At 67.2% G+C, this 17,690-nt stretch carries 18 protein-coding genes; 12 read left to right on the top strand and 6 right to left on the bottom strand.

From position 1 onward, the window contains the following. Nucleotides 1-360: 360 nt before the first annotated feature. The 4 genes from IB257_RS05540 (at nt 361) to IB257_RS05525 (ending at nt 4,462) form a co-directional block, all read left to right on the top strand. Nucleotides 361-1,023, top strand: a complete 663-nt coding sequence (locus IB257_RS05540; RefSeq protein ID WP_054456419.1) for a response regulator transcription factor — start codon at nt 361-363, stop codon at nt 1,021-1,023. Beyond that, a complete protein-coding gene (locus IB257_RS05535; protein WP_119449401.1) occupies nt 1,020-2,408 on the top strand; it encodes an ATP-binding protein in 1,389 nt (462 codons plus the stop codon). The genes IB257_RS05540 and IB257_RS05535 overlap by 4 nt, the downstream gene beginning before the upstream one ends. A 124-nt stretch (nt 2,409-2,532) precedes the next feature. Beyond that, nucleotides 2,533-3,762, top strand: a complete 1,230-nt coding sequence (locus IB257_RS05530) for a helix-turn-helix domain-containing protein (RefSeq protein WP_192491975.1) — start codon at nt 2,533-2,535, stop codon at nt 3,760-3,762. Nucleotides 3,763-3,796: 34 nt separating this feature from the next. Next, nucleotides 3,797-4,462, top strand: coding sequence for a glutamine cyclotransferase (locus IB257_RS05525; RefSeq protein WP_192491974.1), 666 nt, complete (start codon nt 3,797-3,799; stop codon nt 4,460-4,462). Here IB257_RS05525 and IB257_RS05520 read toward each other — a convergent pair. Together IB257_RS05520 and tet are read right to left on the bottom strand one after the other, a co-directional pair. Then, entirely contained in the window at nt 4,449-5,186 is a 738-nt protein-coding gene (locus tag IB257_RS05520) for a hypothetical protein (protein WP_192491973.1), read from the bottom strand. The two genes, IB257_RS05525 and IB257_RS05520, sit on opposite strands and share 14 nt — an antisense overlap. Before the next feature lie 53 nt (nt 5,187-5,239). Further along, complete coding sequence (tet, locus tag IB257_RS05515) at nt 5,240-6,424, bottom strand: Tet(A)/Tet(B)/Tet(C) family tetracycline efflux MFS transporter (protein ID WP_192491972.1); 1,185 nt, start codon at nt 6,422-6,424, stop codon at nt 5,240-5,242. Nucleotides 6,425-6,543: 119 nt separating this feature from the next. Here tet and tetR point away from each other — a divergent pair, with 119 nt between their 5' ends. The 4 genes from tetR (at nt 6,544) to IB257_RS05495 (ending at nt 11,185) form a co-directional block, all read left to right on the top strand. Next, nucleotides 6,544-7,197, top strand: a complete 654-nt coding sequence (gene tetR, locus IB257_RS05510; protein WP_192491971.1) for a tetracycline resistance transcriptional repressor TetR — start codon at nt 6,544-6,546, stop codon at nt 7,195-7,197. Between the two features lie 198 nt (nt 7,198-7,395). Continuing rightward, nucleotides 7,396-8,520, top strand: a complete 1,125-nt coding sequence (locus IB257_RS05505; RefSeq protein WP_054456426.1) for a TRAP transporter substrate-binding protein — start codon at nt 7,396-7,398, stop codon at nt 8,518-8,520. A gap of 80 nt (nt 8,521-8,600) precedes the next feature. Then, nucleotides 8,601-9,224 (top strand): TRAP transporter small permease subunit, encoded by a 624-nt coding sequence (locus tag IB257_RS05500; protein WP_054456427.1) that lies wholly within the window; start codon nt 8,601-8,603, stop codon nt 9,222-9,224. After that, nucleotides 9,221-11,185 carry a TRAP transporter large permease subunit gene (locus tag IB257_RS05495; protein WP_192491970.1) on the top strand — a complete coding sequence of 655 codons (1,965 nt, stop codon included), beginning with the start codon at nt 9,221-9,223 and terminating at the stop codon, nt 11,183-11,185. Before IB257_RS05500 ends, IB257_RS05495 begins: the two co-directional genes overlap by 4 nt. A gap of 43 nt (nt 11,186-11,228) precedes the next feature. Here the strand turns inward: IB257_RS05495 and IB257_RS05490 are convergent, their stop codons facing one another. Then, nucleotides 11,229-11,687, bottom strand: coding sequence for a VOC family protein (locus IB257_RS05490; RefSeq protein WP_054456499.1), 459 nt, complete (start codon nt 11,685-11,687; stop codon nt 11,229-11,231). A gap of 35 nt (nt 11,688-11,722) precedes the next feature. Continuing rightward, nucleotides 11,723-12,238 (bottom strand): GNAT family N-acetyltransferase, encoded by a 516-nt coding sequence (locus IB257_RS05485; protein ID WP_192354405.1) that lies wholly within the window; start codon nt 12,236-12,238, stop codon nt 11,723-11,725. A gap of 125 nt (nt 12,239-12,363) precedes the next feature. On the opposite strand from IB257_RS05485, the gene IB257_RS05480 reads away from it, so the two are divergent. Next, on the top strand, nt 12,364-12,894 hold the full coding sequence (locus IB257_RS05480; protein WP_225588743.1) for a MarR family winged helix-turn-helix transcriptional regulator: 531 nt from the start codon (nt 12,364-12,366) through the stop codon (nt 12,892-12,894). After that, nucleotides 12,891-13,670 carry a HEAT repeat domain-containing protein gene (locus IB257_RS05475; protein WP_192491969.1) on the top strand — a complete coding sequence of 260 codons (780 nt, stop codon included), beginning with the start codon at nt 12,891-12,893 and terminating at the stop codon, nt 13,668-13,670. Before IB257_RS05480 ends, IB257_RS05475 begins: the two co-directional genes overlap by 4 nt. Nucleotides 13,671-13,717: 47 nt before the next feature. Here IB257_RS05475 and IB257_RS05470 read toward each other — a convergent pair whose 3' ends face one another. Then, a complete protein-coding gene (locus IB257_RS05470; RefSeq protein WP_054456432.1) occupies nt 13,718-14,467 on the bottom strand; it encodes an SDR family oxidoreductase in 750 nt (249 codons plus the stop codon). A gap of 175 nt (nt 14,468-14,642) precedes the next feature. Between IB257_RS05470 and IB257_RS05465 the strand changes: the two genes are divergently transcribed. Continuing rightward, nucleotides 14,643-15,434, top strand: coding sequence for a DUF169 domain-containing protein (locus tag IB257_RS05465; RefSeq protein ID WP_054456433.1), 792 nt, complete (start codon nt 14,643-14,645; stop codon nt 15,432-15,434). On the opposite strand, the gene IB257_RS05460 is transcribed toward IB257_RS05465, so the two are convergent. After that, nucleotides 15,401-16,339: a LysR family transcriptional regulator gene (locus IB257_RS05460; RefSeq protein ID WP_119449407.1), complete on the bottom strand. Its 939-nt coding sequence runs from the start codon at nt 16,337-16,339 to the stop codon at nt 15,401-15,403. The genes IB257_RS05465 and IB257_RS05460 overlap by 34 nt on opposite strands. 107 nt (nt 16,340-16,446) lie before the next feature. Here IB257_RS05460 and IB257_RS05455 point away from each other — a divergent pair, with 107 nt between their 5' ends. Next, complete coding sequence (locus tag IB257_RS05455; protein ID WP_192491968.1) at nt 16,447-17,625, top strand: CynX/NimT family MFS transporter; 1,179 nt, start codon at nt 16,447-16,449, stop codon at nt 17,623-17,625. The last annotated feature ends 65 nt before the right edge of the window (nt 17,626-17,690 follow it).

Raw genomic sequence — 17,690 nt, 5'->3', positions numbered from 1 at the left:
TAGGGGCGGATCCGGGGCCGACGGATGGCGCGTACTTGAAGGCGAGAGGGTGGCGCCCAGGTGCGGTGCGGCGGGTGGCGCTCTTGGCGCGTTCCGGGGATGCGGTGTCAGCGGGATTTATTTAACTCGTATATACAAGTACAGTCAAGCATATGCTAATGACGGTATAGCCAGTAAGAGGGACGTAGCCAGACTGCGCCAGCGTCGACGGGGGGCGCTTGCTAAAATCCGCCGCTCTGGTCCATCGCCCGCTCCGCGCTTTCCGCAAGGGGCTGGCCGCAAGCCGCGGGCATGGCTTCTTAATAAGTTCTTAAACCGAGGCCGGCATGCTGCGGCATGGTTGACGGTTCTGGAGTTTTCTTGCGTGTCCTGCTAGTTGAAGACGACGCCATGTTGGGCGACGCCGTGCACACCAGCCTGGCGCAGTCCGGCGCCGACGTGCAATGGGTGCGCGACGTTGCGCAGGCGCGGCTGGCCCTGGTGGATCATGGTTTTCAAGCCGTGCTGCTGGACCTGGGGCTGCCGGATGGCAGCGGGCTGACGGTCCTGAAGCATCTGCGTGCGCGCTACGATGCCACGCCGGTGCTGATCCTGACCGCCCGCGACCGGCTGAGCGAGCGGATACAAGGCCTGGATGCCGGCGCCGATGACTACATCGTCAAGCCATTCCAACTGGACGAACTGCTGGCGCGGCTGCGCGCCGTGGTCCGGCGCAGCAGCAACGCCGTGGTTTCGGCGCTGCGCTGCCGCGACGTGGTGCTGGAGCCGGCCAGGCGGGCGGTGACCCGCGCAGGCGTGGAAGTCAGTCTCAGCGCGCATGAATACCGAACGCTGCTCGCCCTCATGGAGCGCATCGGCCACACCGTCAGCCGCGAACAACTGGAGGCCGCCGTCTACGGCGACAGCGGCGCCATCGAAAGCAACACGGTGGCCGTCTACATCCATCAGTTGCGCCGCAAGCTGGGCGACAAGCTCATCGCCACGGTCCACGGCCTGGGCTACCGCATCGAGGCGGGCGAATGAAGACGCTGCGCAAGCAGCTCACGCTGACGCTGCTGGTGACGATGACCCTGTCATGGATCGCGGTGTTCGCCTTCCAGCAGTACGAAGCCACGCGCTCGCAGACCGGCGCGCGCGATCAATGGCTGCACGACGCGGCCAGCCAGATGCTGGCGTCGCTGCCGGTCAGCCTGCTGGGCAACGAGGCCCCGTCCGAGCGTTTCACTCCGCCCGCATCCAGCCGTGTCGACGGCGACAAGGTACGTTTCCACCTGTGGTCGCTGGCCGATCGCCGGCTGCTGCTGCGCTCGCCCGAGTCGCCCGCGCAACCCTTGAGCGGCGGCTTCCAGGACGGCTATTTCGACGTGCGCGCCGACGGCGTGGACTGGCGCGTGTACGCGATCTCCGACGCGCAGGGGCGGGTGCAGGTGCAGGTGGCGCGGCCGCAGAGCGAATTGCGCGCGCAGTCGCTGTACAGCCTGAAGCGCGGACTGCTTATCGTGTCTGTCCTGTTCGTGCTGCTGGCCGTGGTGAGCTGGATGGTGGTCGGCCGCGCCTTCCGCAAGGTGGACCGCGCCGGCGTGGCCATCGCGCGGCGCGGCCCGTTCGATCTGGCGCCGCTGCCCATGGCCGGCATGCCGGGCGAACTGCGTCCCTTCATCCGCTCGATCAACCAGCTGTTGCTGCGGGTCAAGGGTGGCATGGACCGCGAGCGCCGCTTTCTGGAAGATGCCGCGCACGAGCTGCGCACCCCGCTGGCCGCGCTGAGCGCGCATGCCGAACTGGTGGCCCGCAGCGCGGGTTCCGGCGACGCCCCGGCCGCCATCGAGAAACTGCGGCTGGTCGCCCAGCGCACCTCGCGCCTGTCCGAACAATTGCTGGACCAGGCCCGCATGGATGCGCTCAGCGCCAGCGCCGACGAGCCGGAGCTGGTCGAACTGGACGCGCTGGTGGCCATGCTGGTGCGCGATTGGGAATCCGACGCCACCCGCAAGCAGCTGCGCATCCAGCTGGATGTGCAGGCCTGCGTCGTCAGGGGGCGGCTGGACGCGCTGGGCGTGTTGGTGCGCAACCTGCTGGACAATGCCGTGCGCTATACGCAGAGCGGCGGCCAGATCGTGGTTTCCTGCGGACCGTCGCCCGACGGCGGAGCCTGCCTGCGCGTGGCCGACGACGGACCGGGCATCGCGCCGCAGGAACGCTCGCGCGTGTTCGACCGCTTCTATCGCGCCCCAGGCAGCGCCGCGGGGGGCAGCGGCATCGGCCTGTCGCTGGTGGCGCAGATCGCGCAACAGCATGGAGCCGAGATCACGCTGGGCGAGGGCCTGCGCGGCGCGGGCGTGGCGCTGACGGTGACTTTCCCGCCTGCAGCCGGGGGAACTCCCGCAGCAGGCGCGCAGGGCGCTTGAACCCGCCGGACCGGGGGCGGGGATTGAAATGCCGGCCGGCCTGACTGCGCAGCAAATCCTCGCCAGGTGGTAGATTAGTTTCCGGCAATCGGACTGAGGGAGCGGCGTCAGTGGCGGGATTTCCATGGATTTGCTGATCACCTCGGCAGCGCGCGCACTGGCCGCCGGCAATCCGCTGGGCGCCCTGAACCTCGTGGCCTTGCGCGATGACGCGCCCGCGCTGGCCTTGCGCGGCATCGCCATGGCCCAACTGGGCGATTTCCGCCGCGCCCGCGCCTTGCTGCGCAGCGCAGCCCGGAACTTCGATCACAAGAATGTGCTGGCCCGCTCCAGATGCGTCGTAGCCGAGGCCGAGATCGCCCTGGTATCGCGCGATCTGGCCTGGCCGGAAAAGGCCCTGGAGGCCGCGCGCGCCGCGCTGGAAGCCCATGGCGATCCGGCCAACGCCGCGCATGCGAGGCATCTGCAGGCGCGGCGTGAACTGCTGCTTGGCCAGCTCGATCGGGCCGAGGACGCCCTGGCCATGCTGGACCCGGCCTCGCTGGCCCCGGCTTCCCGCGCCATCCACGAACTGATCGCAGCCGGTATCGCCTTGCGGCGCCTGCGCACCGAGCGCGCGCGCGCCGCGCTGACCCAGGCCGAGCTTGCGGCCCGCGTCGCCGGCATCCCCGCGCTGATCGCCGAGGTGGAACACGCCACCCTGGTCCTGAATACGCCGGCCGCGCGCCTGATCGGGCAGGGCGTCCAGCGGCCCATTCTGCTGGATGAAGTGGAAGCGCTGCTGGCATCCGACACGCTGGTGGTGGATGGTTGCCGTCACGCGGTGCGCAGCGCTGGCCGCGAGATTCCGCTGGCGAGCCGGCCGGTGCTGTTCGCGCTGGCCCGCGTCCTGGCCGAAGCCTGGCCGCAGCCCGCGCCCAGGGAAAGGCTTATTGAGCAGGCCTTCCGCACGGCCTATTTCGATGAAACGCACCGCGCGCGCTTGCGGGTGGAGATAGGACGCCTGCGCGCGGCCTTGGACGGCGTGGCCGGCATCAGCGCCGCGCGCGGCGGTTTCGTTCTGAGGCCCGAAGCCGACAGGCCGGTTGCGTTGCTGGCCCGGCCAAGCGGCGAGGGCGACAGGGACCAGGGAGCGGTGCTGGCCTGCCTGGCCGACGGCGAAGCCTGGTCCAGTTCGGCCCTGGCCCTGGCCTTGGGCGCAAGCCAGCGCACCGTGCAGCGCACGCTGGACGCGCTGGCGGCGGCAGACAAGGTGCAGGCTTGCGGACAGGGCCGGGCGCGCCGCTGGATGACGCCGCAGGTACCGGGATTCACGACAACCTTGTTACTCCCGGCCGCGCTGGCCGCCGACTAGCATGAAGGCTCGAACTCCAGTTCAAGGAACCGACATGAAACGAACGCAAGCCCAGATCATTCGCGAGTACGGCCCATTTCCCGGCGTGCAGGCCGTGCATGGCGTGACTTATGACGGCCGGCAGGTCTGGTTTGCCGCCGGCGAAAAGCTGATTGCCATGGACCCGGATAGCGGCAGCACGCAAGCCTCGATCGACATTGTTGCCGACGCGGGCACGGCCTTTGACGGCAAGCATCTCTATCAGATCTCCGACGGCACCATCGTCAAGCTGGAACCGCAGAGCGGGCGGGTGCTGAGCCGCATCCCCGCGCCCGGCGGCGGTGGCGCCTCGGGCATGGCCTGGGCCGAGGGCAGCCTTTGGGTGGCCGAGTACCGCCAGCGCAAGATCTATCAGGTGGATCCCGATGACGGCCGCGTGCTGCGCACCATCGAATCCAACCGCTACGTCACCGGCGTGACCTGGGTGGACGGCCAGCTATGGCACGGCACCTGGGAAGATGGCGCCAGCGATCTGCGGCAGCTGGACGAAAAGACCGGCGAAGTGCTGCAAAGCGTGGAGATGCCGGCCGGCATTGGCGTGTCGGGGCTGGAATCGGATGGCGCCGGCTGCTTTTTCTGCGGCGGTGGCGACAGCGGCAAGCTGAGGGCGGTGCGCCGCCCCTCAGCCAAGACCGACGATACGGCGGTCACCAACGGATGATGTAGGGCCTGTCTCCCAGTTCCCACACGCCGTCTTTCCGTTCCAGCATGATGTACTCGGTTTGCCATTCGTCCGGCTGTTCTTCCGGCGCAAAGCCGGACAGGTACGGACGGAAGGCGGGATCCGCCGCCCAGTCCGCCGTGCTGCGGTCCAGCCGCCATTCGAACTTCACCGCCGAGACCAGGTTGGGGTTGTCGTCGAATGGATTCTTGAGCGGCTTGGTATGGGTGAGGATCTTGCCGATCTGCAGGCCGGGGGCGCAGAACTTCGCGGTATAGACCAGCTTGGAGTTGAGGCGGGCCTCGCCATCCGTGTAGTAGGGCCGGCCTTTATCCGTCAGCTCCATGCGGCTGCTCGCGTCCTCGGGATCCTCGTCCGCTTGCGGTGGCCCGCCGTCGCCGTTGGCGCTGACGCGCTTGACCGTGACCAGCTGATGCTTGATCAACCCCTGCACGATCCTGTCCTGGCTTTCCAGGAAAGCGGTGTAGACATCAGTGGGCAAGGGCCGCACGCCCACGACGTTGACGCAGGCGCCGACCGGCGCATATTCCGGTTGCGCCGTGGCCTCGACCAGGATCTTGCGCATCTTGCCTTCGGTCAGGCCCGGACCCAGGGGTGATTGCCACCATGCATAAAAACCCGCGGCGCCCGCGATGATCAGGCCCAAGGCCCAGGCCTTGCGTGGAATCCGGCGGCGGTTGACGGCGCGCTGCTTCTGGTTCATTCCTTTCCTTGCCGATTGTGGTTCCCCGATAGTAGCGCGGGACCAGTGCAGTCCTACCAGACCTTGCCTTGCGAGGTTCCGCGGCGCAAGACCGGCAGGCAGGCAAAATACAGCCCGGCGCCCGCGATCCATGCCCATCCTTTCCACGCGTTCAGCGTCGCGGCATAGAGCGCCGTGATGGCCAACGGCCCGACTATCGCGCTCAGGCTGGACAGCGCGGCCAGCGCGCCCTGCAACTGGCCCTGGCGTTCCTGCTCCACCTGCGCGGACAACATGGCTTGCAATGCGGGCATGCCGATGCCGCCCGAAGCCAGCAGGAGCATGATGGGGAACGCCATCCATCCCCGCGACGCAAACGCCAACAGGACGTAGCCCAGGGCATCGGCGCCCATGCCCAGCAACAGCGTACGTTTTTCGCCCAGCCGCGCTGTGACGGGCCCGGTGGCCAGTCCCTGTATCAGCGCGTGCAGCGCGCCGAATGCGGCGAGCGAGACGCCGACCGTGGCGGCATCCCACTGGTAGCGGTCTTCGCCGTAAATGACCCACAAGGTGGCAGGCACCTGCCCCACGAACTGCATGAGGAAGAAGACGGCCATCAGTGCGATGACTACGGTTCTGCCGCGCGTCCACAGGAACGAAGAGGCGGGCATGAGCGCCTTTAGCGATAGCGGCCGCCGTTCGCCCGCATGCGATTCGGGCAACAGGAAACAACCCATCAGGAAATTGACGCCGTTCAGGATTGCGGCTGCCAGGAACGGCGTATGCGGCGAGACGCCGCCCAGCAGGCCGCCGATGACGGGCCCCGCAATCATGCCGACGCCGAAGCAGGCGCTCATCAGGCCGAAGTAGCGCGCGCGCTCGTGGCCCCGCGCAAGATCGGCGATGCAGGCGCCCGCCACGGCGCCCGTGGCGCCGGTGATGCCGGCGACGAGCCGTCCCGCGTACAGGACCGGCAGCGTTGGCGCTGACGCCATGATCAGGTAGTCGATGGCGGCGCCCGCCAGCGAGAGCAGCAGGATGGGCCGCCGGCCGTAGCGGTCGGACAGCGCGCCCAGCGCCGGAGCGCACAAGAACTGCATCAGGGCATAGGCTGCCAGCAGGGCGCCGTAATGGCCCGCTATGTCCTCCGATTGCACCAGGCCGCGCAACAGGCCGGGCAGGACGGGCATGACCAGGCCTATGCCTGCGGCGTCCAGGGCGACGGTACTGAGGATGACCAGGGCGTGGCCGGCTCTCATGCGAGGCCTCGTGGCGGGTGGATGGACTGCATGTTGTTTGATCTGTTATTTATCATTGATAAATTTTTCGCTACGATAATTTATCATCGATAAAATTTCAAGATGAACGAGGAATCGCCGTGACCAAATTGCAAGTGGATGTCGTGATCCGGGCCGGCCTGGACCTGCTGAACGAGGTCGGCGCCGATGGGCTGACGACGCGCAAGCTGGCCGAACGCCTGGGGGTCCAGCAACCCGCGCTGTACTGGCATTTCAAGAACAAGCGCGCACTGCTGGACCGCCTGGGCGAGGCGATGCTGTCGGAGAGCCACGCGTATTCGATGCCCAGGCCCGGCGACACCTGGCGTTCATTCCTCAACGGCAATGCGCGCAGTTTCCGGCGCGCATTGCTGGCCTATCGTGACGGCGCACGCATACACGCCGGCACCCGGCCGAGCGAGCCGCAATTCGAAGCCGTGGAGGCGCAGTTGGCGTTCCTGTGCAAGGACGGCTTCGCGCCCGCCGATGCCGCCTACGCGTTGACGACTGTCAGCTACTTCACGGTCGGCGCCGTGCTGGAACAGCAGGCCGCCGCGGCCGATGAGCAGGAGCGGCAGGCCGGCGCGAAGCAGACCCCGTCCTTGGCGACGCCATTGCTAACCGCGGCTTTGCAGGCCCTCGACGCCGCCGGACCCGATGCGGCATTCGAGTTTGGACTCGCGGCCATACTCGATGGACTGGAGCGGCGGCGTGGGCACTCCGCGTTGGCCGGGAAGATCGTGCGTAAGCACTAGTACTTGGTTTCTAGGGTAATTCCTGACGAGAAGCTGATTGTCAGCGATTAGTCAGAAAGGTTTAATCAGGCTCACGCTTTGCGCATCGTCCGCAATCGCGCCGGCGGGATTCCGCAGCAGGCTTCACCATCCCGCGCCCACGCAGGAGTAGTAACTACAAGCTGGTCCATGTAGTCCTAATTCAGGAGACAACACGCCATGCAACACGTTACCAAGCCCCGCCGCAAGTTCATCTCCGGCGCCGCTGTCGCCGGGGCCGCCGCGCTCGGATTTCCGGCAGTTGCCCGGGCACAGAATGCCCCGGTTTCCCTGCGCTTTCAGAGCACCTGGCCCGCCAACGACATCTTCCACGAGTTCGCGCGCGACTATGCGCAGAAGGTCAATGACATGGCCGGCGGCCAGTTGAAGATCGAGATCCTGCCGGCTGGCGCCGTGGTCAAGGCCTTCGACCTGCTGGACGCGGTGTCCGCGGGCACGCTGGACGGCGGGCATGGGGTGGTCGCCTACTGGTACGGCAAGAACACGGCGGTGGCGCTGTGGGGATCGGGGCCGTCCTTCGGCATGGACGCCAACATGTTGCTGGCCTGGCACGAATACGGCGGCGGCAAGGAGCTGCTGGTCGAAATCCAGAAGGCCATGGGCGTGAACGTGGTGTCGCTGATGTACGGGCCGATGCCGACCCAGCCGTTCGGATGGTTCAAACGTCCGATCACCAAGATGGAAGAGGTCAAGGGCCTCAAGTTCCGCACAGTCGGCCTGGCCATCGACATGTATACCGCCATGGGCGCGGCCGTGAACGCGTTGCCCGGCGGGGAAATCGTGCCGGCGCTGGACCGCGGGCTGCTGGACGGGGCGGAATTCAACAACGCTTCCTCGGACCTGGCCCTGGGCTTCCAGGACGTCTCCAAGATCTGCATGCTGCAGAGCTTCCACCAAAGCGCGGAGCAGTTCGAAATCCTCTTCAACAAGGCCAAGTACGACGCGCTGCCGGAACACCTGAAGCACATCCTCAGCTATGCCGCGCAGGCCTCCAGCGCGGACATGTCCTGGAAGGCGGCGAACCGCTATTCGCAGGACTACGTCAAGCTGCAGAAGGACCACAACGTCAAGTTCTACAAGACGCCAGACGCCATCCTGCAGCAGCAGCTGAAGATCTGGGACGAGATGATCGCCAAGCGCTCGGCCGAAAACCCCTTGTTCAAGAAGGTGCTGGAATCGCAACGGACCTTCGCCGAGCGGGTGGGGCGCTGGCACGGGGACACCTCGGTCAACTTCCGCATGGCCTACAACCACTACTTCTCGCGCTCCACCAAACAGGCTTGAAGGGCCGGTACCTGTATCCCGCGCCGCGCGCCATTCACCGGTGCGCGGCGGGACGCCATGCGTCTTGACCTGGAAGCGAGATGATCCGAATCATACGTTTCATAGACCGCATCTCCACTTTTGTCGGGCAAACCTTTGCCTGGTTGATCGTAGTCCTGACCTTGCACGTCTGCTGGGAGGTGGCCGCGCGCTACCTGTGGAACCAGCCCAGCGCCTGGGCGTTCGACATGCAGATGATGTATTACGGCATCCTGTTCATGATGGCGGGGGCCTATACCCTGGCCAAGAACGGACACGTGCGCGGAGACATCCTGTACGGCTTCCTGCCGCCGCGCGTGCAGGCGGCGCTGGACCTGATCCTGTATATCGTGTTCTTCTTCCCCGGCGTGATCGCGCTGGTGTGGGCGGGCTGGTATTACGCCGGCTACTCCATCGCCATCCGCGAGCATTCGTCGCTCATGGCCAACGGGCCGCCCATCTATCCCTTCAAGGCCTTCATCCCGATAGCCGGCGCGGTGCTGCTGGTGCAGGGCGTGGCGGAAGTGCTGCGCTGCGTGCTGTGCCTGAAGCGCGGCGCCTGGCCCTCGCGCGAGGAGGACGTTGAGGAAGTGGACGTCGACAAGCTCAAGAAGATGGTGCATGTAAAGGACGAGGACATCGCCAAGCTGGACCGCTACGTCACCACCGGGGAGCCGCGCTCATGAAGATCCACAAGGCGCTGTGGTTCGGCCTGTCGTGCATCGGCCTGGTGCTGCTGATGATCGCGTTCCTGACGCCCTGGGACCATCTGACCACGGGGCATATCGGCCTCTTGATGCTGGCGCTCATCGTGGTGGCCATCATGCTGGGCTTTCCGACGGCGTTCACACTGATGGGCATGGGAGTGTTGTTCACCTTCCTGGCGTACTACATGCAGAGTTCCGACGCGGGCCGCTCGGTCGGGCAGACGCTGGACCTGATGGTGCAGCGGACCTACGCCACGATGACCAACGACTCGTTGATTTCGATCCCGCTGTTCGTGTTCATGGGCTATCTGGTCGAACGCGCCAACCTGATCGAAAAACTGTTCCGCTCCATGCACCTGGCGCTGGCGCGCCTGCCGGGCGCGCTGGCGGTGGCCACGCTGGCGACCTGCGCGATCTTCGCCACCGCCACCGGCATCGTGGGCGCCGTGGTCACGTTGATGGGCCTGCTGGCCATGCCCGCCATGCTGAAGGCCGGCTACAGCGTGCGCCTGACTGCGGGTTCGATTACCGCTGGCGGCTGCCTGGGCATCCTGCTGCCGCCTTCCGTGATGCTGATCGTCTATGGCGCGACCACCGGCGTATCGGTGGTGCAGCTGTATGCCGGCGCGCTGTTCCCGGGCATCATGCTGGCCGTGCTGTACATGGTCTATGTGATCATCGTGGCCAAGCTGCGCCCCGACATGGCGCCGCCCCTGCCCAAGGAAGAGCGCGGCGTGCCGCTGTCCCCGGAATCCGCCGCGCTGGCGTCCGGCGGCTACACGCGCGCCGTGTCCGGCATGCTGGCGGCCCTGTTCAAGGGTCGCCGCAACAAGGACGTGCCGTTCGGCTTCCTGATGCGCAACATGGCGCTGGCGATTGCGCCGCTGGCGGTCACGGTGCTGCTGGTGGGCGTGGTCTACCAGGCGACGACGCGGCCGGCGGTCGTGTACGAGATCCCCGCCGAGTTGCAGCTGGGGTCGGGGGGATTCGATTCGGGCCTGAGCGAGCCGCCGGCAGACGATGGGCTGGCGGAGCCGCCTTCGAACGAGTTGGCCGAACCGCCTGCGAATGATCCGCCCGCGGCCGGAGGCCTGGCCGAGCCGCCTGGCACGCCAGCCGCCACGCCAGCGGCCGCGTCCGAGACCACCGCCGCCGCGCAGGCGCCGGCATCCGCCGGCGAGAGTATCGCCGCGCCCCAGGGTTTCTGGATCTTCGCGGCCATATGCGCGGCCATCCTGGTGGCGTTCTATGCGATGCTGACCTGGGCGCGCATGGAAATCTTCAAGATGCTCATGGCCTCGTTCTTCCCGCTGGCCGTGATGATCGCGGCGGTGCTGGGCTCCATCGCCTTCGGCCTGGCCACGCCCAGCGAGGCCGCCGCCATGGGCGCCATGGGCGGCGCGCTGCTGGCCCTGGCATACCGGCGGCTGAACCTGCCGGTGCTGCGCGAATCCGTGTTCCTGACCGCCAAGACCAGCGCCATGGTGTGCTGGTTGTTCGTCGGTTCATCGATCTTCTCGGCGGCGTTCGCGCTGCTGGGAGGACAGCGCATCATCGAGGAATGGGTGCTGTCGCTGGGGCTGTCGCAGTTGCAGTTCCTGCTGCTGGCGCAGGTCATCATCTTCCTGCTCGGCTGGCCGCTGGAATGGACCGAGATCATCGTGATCTTCATGCCCATCTTCGTGCCGCTGCTCAACACCTTCGGCATCGACCCGCTGTTCTTCGGCCTGCTGGTCGCGCTGAACCTGCAGACGGCTTTCCTGTCGCCGCCAGTCGCCATGTCGGCGTTCTACCTGAAGGGCGTGTCGCCGCCGCACGTGACGCTGAACCAGATCTTCCTGGGCATGATGCCGTTCATGGGCATCCAGGTGGTGGCGATCTTCCTGCTGTACGTGTTCCCGGGCATTGGCATGTGGCTGCCGACGGTACTGTACCGGTAAGAGGCGGGGGCGGCGGTCGCGCCGCCTCCCGTTCCGCCTTGCCTCAGGCCTCTGCCTGAATGTCGCGCCGGCCCAGGCCCGCCGAATAGCGAATGAGATAGCCGTCCGGATCCTGCACCAGGAACTGCTGCACGCCCACCTCCGTGGTCCCGGCGCGATACCACTTCTCCTCGGGCTCCATGTACAGCGGCCAGCCGGCGCCGCGCAGGGCATCGACGATAGGCGTGATCGCGGGCACCTCGATCTGCAGATTGATCCCGCGCCCCAAGGGCGCTTCCAGCGGGCCGGTGATCCAGTTCCTGCCGTGGCCGTATTCCTCCAGCATGACCTGGGATCCGTGCTTGTCCAGATAGGCGAAACGGTCTTCCGGGCGGTCGTAGGCTATCGAGAACCCGCAAAGCCCGCACCAGAAATGCAGGCTCTTGCGGATGTCGGACACCAGCAGTTCGGGCACGACGCGGGCGGCGGAGAATTCGGCGGCGGGAAGGACGGGGTAGTTCATGGCGGAGATTTGCAGGATGCGCAGGAGGGCGGGGATCAATGCCGCGGGAACCGGTCGGATCCAGCGGCAGGACGCGGCAGTGCATAGACGATGGTCTCGCGGTCGTAGTGGCGTTCGCGCGCCCGGAACGTAAACCCGAGTTTTTCCAGGACGCGTACGGAGGCTTGGTTGTCGGGCCAGACAACCGCGACGAGTTCGGAAACTTCCGTTTCGCGCCAGGCATACTCGCACAATTGCTGCGCGGCCTGGCTTGCATATCCCTTTCCCCAAGCCGCGCGCTGCAGCCGATAGGCAAGCTGGATGCTGTCCGTGCCAGCCAATGGGACCAGGCTTACCCAGCCCATTGCGACGCCGCCTACTGTGATCGCCCAGTGGCCCAGTTGGGTCGGCGGTTCCCGCAGCCATGCCAGCAGCTCCTGCCGCCGTGCCTCGTCTGCCGGTTTGATGCCGGTGCTGTAGCGCATGACCTCGGGATCGGATTCCATGGCCAGCAGCATGGGGATGTCATCTTCCTGCATGCGGCGCAGGGTCACGCGGGGAGGCAAGGGCATGGATTCATTCACTGGCTGCTTGGGTAGCCAGGATGATAGCCTTTCATAGCCACCAGCCCGTCTTGCGGAAATATGGTTAGGCGCCTTATTATTTCGGCATCGAGAATCACTGGGCTGGATTACTCATGCAAGACCCACAACACATGCTTGAACCCAAACACCGCGCGCTGCTCGACGTCGCCGCCAAGCGTGGCCTGCCGTCGGCCGACGGCATAGCCCTTTGCTTTCAGCTGCTGTCGCTGGCCAGCGCCATCGACCGCGATTGCGCTGCCCGGCTGGCGCCGCGCAAGTTGTCGGAGGGAAAGTTCGTGCTGCTGTTCCTGCTGCATGAGCAGGCCGACGGCATGTCGCCGCACGAGCTGGCCGATGGCGCGGGCGTCACGCGGGCCACGGTCACGGGCCTGCTGGACGGCCTGGAGCGCGATGGTTTCGTCTCGCGCCGCGCGGGCAAGGAAGACCGGCGCAAGATCATCGTGAAGCTGAGCGCCAAGGGGCGGGCCGAGGCCGCGCAGCTGTTCAAGACGCATACGGACTGGATAGATTCCCTGTTTGCGGGCTTGGGCCCGGCGGACCGGGCGCGCCTGCGCACGCTGCTGGGCAAGATCTGGCAGGGAACCGACGCGGGCCGGACCGCGGGACAGGAGAGCACGCAATGAACAAGAAAGCTGCCGCCGCGCCGACGGGCAGGGGCGTGAAGGACATCGGCGCGGAACGCCTGGCGCAGCTGAGCGCGGGCGAGCCGGCACGCAATCTGACCGAATGCCTGGCCGTGGACTTTGCCGAATTGATGCAGGCAGCCGCGCCCCAGGTCGGCGCCGAAGCCATCGCAGTTCTGCGCGCGCAGGCTGCGACAGGCATCTCCAAGCGCATGGCCGTGGCGGCGCGGACGCTGCTGGACGGCCTGGGCGCGGACGCCTTCAAGCAACTGCGTGATCACCGCTCGGATACCGTCCGGGGCTGGGCCTGTTTCATGGTCGGCGCAATGCCGGACCTGAGCTTGCAGCAGCGGGTGGCGCTGATCCGGCCGCTGGCCGATGACGGGCATTTCGGCGTGCGGGAATGGGCCTGGCTGGCGGTGCGTCCACAATTGGCGGCGGAACTGGACGCCGCAGTGGAACTGCTGCGGCCCTGGACCGCGGACGCGTCCGAACGCGTACGTCGTTTTGCCAGCGAGTCGCTGCGCCCACGCGGGGTATGGTGCGCGCACATTGCGGCCCTGAAGGCTGATCCCGGCCGCGCGTTGCCGCTGCTGGAACCGCTGCGGGCCGATCCGGCCATCTACGTGCAGGACTCGGTGGCGAACTGGCTGAATGACGCCAGCAAGGACCAGCCGGACTGGGTGCGCGAAGTCTGCGCGCGCTGGTCGCGGGGCAAGCCGGCCGCGGCGACGCAACGCATCTGCCAGCGCGCGCTGCGTTCCATCGGCGCCTAGCCGCGGGTTTGGGCAGATACGCTTGCGCCCATCCGGCTGGCCAGCGATTACAACTGGCTCATGCCCCCATCCGCGATGATTTCCGTGCCCACGATGAAGGCGGATTCGGGCGAGGCCAGGTGCAGCACCGTGGAGGCGATTTCCTGCGGCGTGCCGAAACGCCCCAGCGGCACCTGGGCGCGGATGCTGGCGGCGGTCTTTTCCAGCGCCGCGGCATCCAGGCCCAGCTTGTCATAGATCGGCGTGGCGACCGGCCCGGGACTGATGACGTTGACGCGTATGCCACGCGGCAGCAGCTCGGCCGACAAGGTCTTGGCCAGCGAAATCAGCGCGGCCTTGCTGGCCGCGTAGATCGATGAGGCAGGCATGCCGATGCGGGCGTTGATCGAACCATTTAGCACGATGGACGCGCCCGGGTTGAGCAGCGGGTCCAGCGCCTGCAACTGGAAAAAGGCGCCTTTGACGTTGGTCGAGAAGGTTTGGTCCCAGAGGGCCTCGGTGGCTTCGGCCAGCGGCGCAAAGCGGGCCACGCCGGCGTTGATGAAGACGGCGTCCAGACGGATGCCGGCCTGGCGCAGTTCGGCCGCCAGCGCAGCGGGGGCGCCGGGGGCGCCGGCGTCGTTGCGCAGCGCCAGCGCATGCGAACCCAGGCTGGCGCGCACCTGCTTGAGCACCGCGGCGTCGCGCCCGGTGACGACGACGCGGGCACCCTCGGCGGCGAAAGCCTGGGCGGCGGCCAGGCCGATGCCGCTGGTGCCGCCGGTGATCAGGACGGTCTTCTGTTCGAAACGGTTCATGGTGGGCTCCTTGGAAGCCGGGGGGTGTCCTGCGCGTTTGCGGCGGGCGGGTTTGCCGCTATCCACGATAGATCAATCAGGGCCCCGGCGGGCGATTCGTTATAGTCATTGCTGACCGCGATCAATCTGCGGCAATGCGGCGAAGTCCGCGCACAAAACAGTCCAAGGGACGGGCATGGAAGAGACGACACTGAACTGGGCATCGCTGGTCGATGATCTGAACAAATTGCTGCGCCTGAAGACCACGGTCATCGGCATGAAGCTCTACGAGCGCGAAGACGACATGGCCGCGGTCAAGGGCCTGCGGCGTCCGCAGGCCACGCACACCACCGACCAGATCGTGGGCATGGCCGCTCGGCTCGGTTGGACGGTAGGAATCACGGGCGACGACCTGGTCGGCGCGCAATGCCGCGCCGTGGTCGGCCTGGGGCCGCAGGATGAGGCCTGGAAGCGCGGCGAGGATTACGTGGGCGTCTGGCACGCCACCCAGGAAGATGCCCAGGCGCGCCAGGAGGCGCTGTCCTGTGTGCCGGCGGGCAAGTACCGCGGGCTGGTGGTGTCGCCGCTGGCCTCGGGCCGGCTGGACCCGCCGGACGTCTGCCTGATCTACGCCACACCGGGCCAGATGATCATCCTCATCAATGGCTTGCAATGGAAGAACTACCGGCGCTTTGACTGGAGCGTGGTGGGCGAAACGGCCTGTGCCGACTCCTGGGGCCGCGCGCTCGCCACCGGCGAGCCCAGCCTGTCCTTGCCCTGTTACGCCGAGCGCCGCTACGGCGGCGTGCCCGACGAGGAAATGCTGATGGCCTTGCCGCCGCGCTACCTGCCCATCGCAATCGAGGGCATGAAGGCGCTGTCGGCCAACGGCCTGCGCTACCCGATTCCGCCCTACGGCATCCAGAACGACGTGCGCGCCGGCATGGGCGTGAGCTATGCGCGTGCGCCAGCGTCGTCCAAGCCCTGATGGACGGCTGCGCGCAAGGCGCCCGCCAGCACGCGGGCGGCCGGTCCCAGCGGCTGGTCGATGCGGTGCGCCAGATAGGTTTCGCTGACCACCTGGCTGCCGCGCCCCAGGCTGTCGGTCGGCAGGCGCAGCAGGCGGCCTTCGGCCAGGTCGCGCTCCACCTGCCAGTAGGGCAGCCGGCCCCAGCCCACGCCCGCCAGGATCAGGGCGTGCTTGGTGTCCTGGCCGCTGACGCGGCAGGTCTGCGGCGACAGCACTGCGAAGTCCCGGCCCTGGGTCAGCGTGGAGGGATCCGTCTGCACGATCTGCACGTGGTCGGCGAGTTCGGCCGGACCCAGTGGCATGTCGGCTGCGACGCGCTGCGCCAAGGCGTGGCCCGCGCCCACCACCGCCACCATCTGCACGGACGACAGCGCCTGCATCACGATCCGCGGATTGCGGAAATGGTCGCCGGCGACGATGGCCAGCGTATGGCTGCGCGTCAGCAGGGCTTCCACCGGGCCGCCCAGGGGCAGCACGGATACGCGCACGGCGACGGACGGATAGACGGCGCGCAGCGCGTTCAGGGCGGCGCCTACGTCGGCGATCGGAAACAGCGTGTCCACCGCCAGCGACAGTTCCAGCTCGACGCCTTCGCCCAGGCCCTGGGCGCGGGCGCGCATGGCGTCCACGCGGAGCAGGATGTCGCGGGCGTTGGCCAGCAGGGCCGCGCCTTGCGGCGTCATCACGGGCCGGTGGCCGCTGCGGTCGAACAGGGTCACGCCCAGCTGCGCTTCCATGTTGGCAATGGCGTGGCTGACGGCCGATTGCACGCGCGACAGGCGGCGCGCGGCCGCGCGGAAACTGCCGGCGTCGGCCACGGCGGCGAATACGCGCAACTGGTCCAGGGTCAGGGCGTCTATCATTCTGCCGGCTGATCTATCCAATCGATCAATTCCATCAAAAGATTATCACTTACCGGGATCGGTTTGCGCTGGCATCCTGGCTGGGTCGTAAAACAAGGGAGACAAGGATGGGCAAGGAAGGAACGCGCTGGTCGGCGGTGTTGGCCATCGTGGGGGCAGGGGTGGTTGCGGCGCTGCAAGTGGGCAAGGTCATCATTGCAGCGCCCTTGCTGCGCAAGGACATGGGGCTGGATCTGGCCTCCATCGGCGCGCTGGCCGCGGTGTTTTCGATCCTGGGCCTGGTCGGCGGCATTGCCGCGGGCGGCGTCATCAACCGCTATGGCGCGCGGCGCATGCTGCTGGCGGGCCTGGCGGCGACGGCGGTGGGCTCCGTGATGGGCGCGATGGCGTCCGCCTACAGCGTCCTGCTGGTCTCGCGGGTGGTGGAGGGGCTGGGCTTTCTGATGATTACCGTGGCTGGACCCGCGGCCCTGCAACGCATGGTGTCGGCGTCCACCCGCGACTACGCCTTCGCGCTGTGGAGTTGCTACATGCCGGCGGGCATGGCGATTGCGATGCTGGCCTCGCAGGCCTTCAGCGGCTGGCAGGCCTATTGGTGGTGCGCCGGCGCAGCGGTGCTGGTGGCCATGGTATGCGTGGCGGCGCTGGCGCCGGCCAACCCGGGCGGGGCCAGCCTGTCGTGGCGGGGCTTGCGGCAGGACACGGTCGATACCATGGGCGCGCCCGGTCCGCGCCTGCTGGCGCTGTCGTTCACGCTCTACAGTCTGATGTTCTTCGCGTTGTTCACCTTCCTGCCCGTGCTGCTGACCGAGCAACTGGGCCTGCCGCTGGCGACCGCCGGCCTGTACAGCGCCATCGCCAGCGCCGCCAACGTGGTCGGCAACCTGGGCGCGGGCGTGTTGCTGGCGCGCGGCTGGGGGCGTTCCACCCTGATCGCCTGCGCCAGCCTGATCATGGGCGCGGTGGCGCTGTTGATCTTTCGCTCGGTGCTGCCGGCCATGCCCACCTTCCTGCTGTGTGTGCTGTTCTCGGCGGTGGGCGGACTGATACCGGCCACGCTGCTGGGCACGGCGCCGCTGCTGGCGCCGCGGCCGGCGTTGACACCGGCTTCGGTGGGGCTGGTGATGCAGGGGAGCGGCCTGGGCCAGGTGATCGGCCCGGTGGCGGTGGGCGGCGCGATCGACCGCTACGGCTGGTCGGTGGCATCGCTGATCGTCGCGGCCGCCGGGCTGGGCGGGGTGTTTCTGGCGTGGCGCTTGCGGCGCCTCAAAGGTCCGGGGTTATAGAGGGCGCGGATCGCGCGGTGGTGTCACGAGCCAGGCATATCATGGGAACTTGTCCTGAAATGGAG

This window comes from Achromobacter sp. ACM03 (assembly GCF_014851665.1).
Taxonomy (GTDB): domain Bacteria; phylum Pseudomonadota; class Gammaproteobacteria; order Burkholderiales; family Burkholderiaceae_B; genus Achromobacter; species Achromobacter aegrifaciens.
The sequence above is the reverse complement of the archived record's forward strand: the minus strand, read 5'-3'. Positions and strand labels throughout refer to the sequence as shown.